Raw genomic sequence first — 3,961 nt, 5'->3', positions numbered from 1 at the left:
GAGACGGCCCGCGTCGATCACCTCGCGGGCGCGGTCGGGCCGTCGGTCACCCCAGTACATGTTCAGCGCCCGCAGCGCCGTCGCCTCGGCGCGGTCGCGCGCGTCGTCGAGGTCGGCCGCGGCGCGGGCCAGGTGCCGGTCGGCCTCGTCGCCGCGCCCCTGGGCCACCAACGCCCGGCCCACCTGCCAGTCGCCCCGCGCCGAGTCGACCCTGCGGCCCAGCCGCTCGGCCAGCGCCGCGTCGTGGCGGCGTAGCGCGTACTCCGACGCGGCCAGCAGGTCGTCCGGATCGACCGGCAGATCGGCCTCGCAGCGCCAGGCCGCGATCCGTGCCCGGTCCTCGGTGCCGCCGCCGTCGACGCCCGCCAGCACCTCGGCCAGGGTCCGGCGCAGCCGGCGGGCCCGCAGCTCCCCGGTGCGGTTGCGGACCACCTCGGCGTACAGCGGATGGCCGGTCTGCACCAGCACGCCCGTGTCATGCCGGACCAGGCGGATCAGGCCGCGCTCCTCGAGCCGTTCCGCGACGGGCGGGTCGACGGTCCGCTCGATCAGCGCCAGCGGAGCCGGCTCGGCGTGCGCGACGTACCGCAACGCCTCGGCCTCCTCCGGGCTGAGCGTGCCGAGGGTCTGTTCGATGAGGTCGGACAGGTGCGTGGAGCACAGCGACTCGGCGGGCCACGTCCACATCCCGTCGCGCTGGACGAGGCCACCGTCGCGCAACCCGCACCGGAGCGCCTCGCGCAAAAAGAGCGGGTTGCCCTGGCTGATCCGCCACAGCGCGCCGATCGTCAGACCGTCGACCGGGCCGCCGAGCCCCTCGCGCACCAGCACTGCGGTCTCGTCCGGGTCCAGGGGCGGCACGTGGACCCGGTCGACCGCGCGGAAGCGGTGCAGCGCCGCGACCGGCGCCGCGTGCAGGGCGTCACCCCGGACGCTCGCGACCACCCGCACGGTGCCGCCCGCGACGAGGCGTTCGAGGAGCGCCCCGGACGCGTCGTCCAGCCAGTTGAGGTCGTCCACCCCGACCACCACGCCCCGGCCCGCCGCGACCTCGCGCAGCCGGCGCTCGACGTCGCGAAAGACGTCGGCGACGCTCGCGTCCGACGGCTGGGGCAGCCGGCTGGCGAGCACGCCGAACGGCACGCCGCGCCAGCCCGGAGTGGCGGTGACCCGGAGCACGACATGTTGCCGTCGCAGCGCCTCAGCCAGCACCTCCTCCAGCAGCCGGCTCTTGCCCACCCCCGGATCGCCGGTGAGCAGGACGCCCCAACCCGCCGACGCGGTGAGCGCTTCGACCGCCCGGTCACGCTCGCGCGCCCGGCCGACGAACGGCCATCCGGCGTCCCCGTCGACGAAACCCCCTGATGCAGCCACGGAACCCCTTCAAACCGGCCGGGTGCCCGCCCCGGGCCCGGTCGCCATCTCCGTCCTCGATCCGCTCGCTCGGCCGGACCGTGTGTGCGCGGCGGTCTGGGTGGCGCGGGCCCCACCCTCACACACCCCCATCCGGTGGCGCCGTCAGCTTCCAGACATGCCTGCACACCTGACGCTCCGACCGCGCGGTTCGGTTGTCGTCCGCGTGACACCACCGGCCCGGGATGAGGTAGCGGCTACTCATGTGCCGGCACCCCCGTGGCCCGCACGCTGGTTTCTGCAAGCGACCGCCGGACAGGCCGACGGTCGTCGCGAAAGGAGCCACGAATGCCCATCACCGACATCGTCAGCAGCTGGAAGGACGAGTACCGCCGCGCCGCCTCGCCCGAGGCCGTCGAGACCCACCCGGCCGGTCTGGTCGAGCTGGACCGCGACCAGTTGGAGACCGTGGCCGGCGGCGCCGCCGCGACCACCGGCCACACCACGGCGTGCTGCCACTGCGTCTGCTGATCTTTCGAACCCTCGGGTCCACACGGGGTCCGGGCCTGGCCCGGACCCCGTCGTTCCGCCCACCCCACCGCCACGGGAGCCCCGCATGTCCGAACACCCGCACCGCGCCGCCGACGACCCGAGTGTCCGCGTCGAGCAGCGCCTCCTGGCCGCGCTGAGCATCGCCGAACGGCTGGCCGCGCCCGTGCCGACGGCCTCGCTGCCCGGCGAGCGGTCGCGGTGGCGGCTGTCGCGGTGGCGCAGCGCCGGCGCGTTCACCGACGACGAGGACTGGCGACGCCGGCTGGCGGCCGAGGGCATCGACGAGCAGATGCTTCTCGCTCTGCTCGACGAGACGCCCGAGCTGCTCGCCGCACGTCTTGACGGGACGCCGGCATGGATCGACGAACTGCTCGCCTGCTACGCGCGAGCGGCGGACGGGGAGATCGACCCCGACCTGCTGCCCGGCCGCCCGCTCGACGCCTGCCTCGTCCTGGTGGCGCCCCTGGTCGCACAGGCCCGCGCCCGGGTGGCACGTCAGGCTCGTCACCTCGCCGAGGACGCTGTGCCGCTGCCGGCCGACGCGGACCGGCTGGGACTGACCGGCCTGCTCGACGAACTGGTCGTGCTCCTCAGCCGGGCCGTCGTCCTGGAACTCAACATCGACCGGCTGCGCGGCACGTCGTCCGGGGCGACGCCGCAGGAGCGCTTCGTGGCGTTCTTCGGCCGGTACCGCGCCCCCGAGGCCGCCCTGGACCTGCTGGCCGACTACCCGGTCCTGGCCCGGCAGGCGTACGAGCTGACCCGCGCCTGGGCCGAGCGCACCGTCGAGTTCCTGCACCGGCTCCGCGCCGACGCGCCGACGCTCGCGGCGACCTTGCACTCCGGGGCCCCGCTCGGTCGCCTGGTCGAGGTCCAGGAGACCGGCGACCCCCACCGCGACGGCCGCCGGGTGCTGGTGGCGACGTTCGACAGTGGGCTGCGGCTGGTCTACAAGCCCCGCCCGGTTGCCGTCGAGGCCCGGTTCCAGCACCTGCTGGCCTGGCTCAACGACCGCGGCGCCGACCTGCACACCTTCACCGTGCTGCCGCGCGGCGAGTACGGCTGGGCCGCGTACGTCGACACCCGCGCGCCCGCCACGCCGGCCGGACAGCGCCGCTACGCCCACCGGTTCGGCGCCCTGCTGGCCCTGTTGCAGGCCATCGGCGCCACCGACTGCCACCAGGAGAACGTGGTCGCCCACGGTGAGCATCCGGTCCTGATCGACCTGGAGACCGTGTTCACTCCGGCGGTCGCCCGGTCCACGAGCGCCCGGGGCGGGGACGCGATCGCCGACTCGGTGCTCGCGGTCGGCCTGCTGCCTCGCGCCGACGAGGCCGCCGGACCGGTCGGCGACGGCTGCAGCTGCTCGGCGTGGCAGGACGAGGGGACCGACGAGATGCGGCTGTGCGCTCCCGGTCACCACCACGACGAGCCGGGCCGGCAGGACCCCGCCACCGCCGGCGCGGCGATCGACGTCGCCGCGCACCTGCCGCGGGTGGTGCAGGGGTTCGAGTCGATGACGCACCTCCTCGCCGCCGTCCGAGACGACCTGCTGGCCCCGCACGGGCCGCTCACCGCGTTCGCCGCCGACGAGATCCGCGTCGTGCTCCGCCCCACCCGCACGTACCTGCGGCTGCGCGACGCGGCGCTGCACACCGACGCGCTGCAGGACGGCCTCGACACCGAGCGGCTGTACGACTGGCTCTGGTCGGGGGTCGCGGACCTGCCGCTGCTGGCGGCCACCGTCGCGTCGGAGCGCGCCGACCTGGCACGCCGCGACGTGCCGATGTTCACCACCCGGGTGGACTCGCGTGACCTCTGGAGCAGCCGGGGCCAACGACTGCCGGGCCTGCTGGCCCGGTCCGGACTCGACGAGGCGCGTCGCCGGCTGGCCCGGCTCGGGCCAGCCGACCTGGCCCGGCAGCGCTGGCTGATCGAGGCCGCCTTCGCCGCCCGGGTGGACGGCACCGACGCGCCCCACGCGCGGGTGCGCTGGCGGCTGGCGACCCCGGTGGCAGCACGCCGGAGTGGCTGGCCACGTTCGGATCGTGGGCGC

At 75.6% G+C, this 3,961-nt stretch carries 3 protein-coding genes; 2 read left to right on the top strand and 1 reads right to left on the bottom strand.

Going from position 1 to position 3,961, the window contains the following annotated elements; translation table 11 throughout:
- The coding region (locus AB0J68_RS28600; protein ID WP_363941557.1) for an AAA family ATPase at positions 1-1,374 on the bottom strand (1,374 nt) is incomplete at its 3' end.
- Positions 1,375-1,701: 327 nt separating this feature from the next.
- Between AB0J68_RS28600 and AB0J68_RS28595 the strand changes: the two genes are divergently transcribed.
- Complete coding sequence (locus AB0J68_RS28595; RefSeq protein WP_363941554.1) at positions 1,702-1,884, top strand: mersacidin/lichenicidin family type 2 lantibiotic; 183 nt, start codon at positions 1,702-1,704, stop codon at positions 1,882-1,884.
- Between the two features lie 85 nt (positions 1,885-1,969).
- Positions 1,970-3,961, top strand: a 1,992-nt coding sequence (gene lanM / locus AB0J68_RS28590; RefSeq protein ID WP_363941551.1) for a type 2 lanthipeptide synthetase LanM, incomplete at its 3' end; no start/stop codon positions are given.

Source organism: Micromonospora sp. NPDC049580 (assembly GCF_040675595.1).
GTDB lineage: Bacteria > Actinomycetota > Actinomycetes > Mycobacteriales > Micromonosporaceae > Micromonospora.
The sequence above is the reverse complement of the archived record's forward strand: the minus strand, read 5'-3'. Positions and strand labels throughout refer to the sequence as shown.

What these genes read in the sequence shown, in the direction of transcription:
- AB0J68_RS28595 (WP_363941554.1), top strand. Translation starts at nt 1,702, where the DNA reads ATGCCCATCACCGACATCGTCAGCAGCTGGAAGGACGAGTACCGCCGC.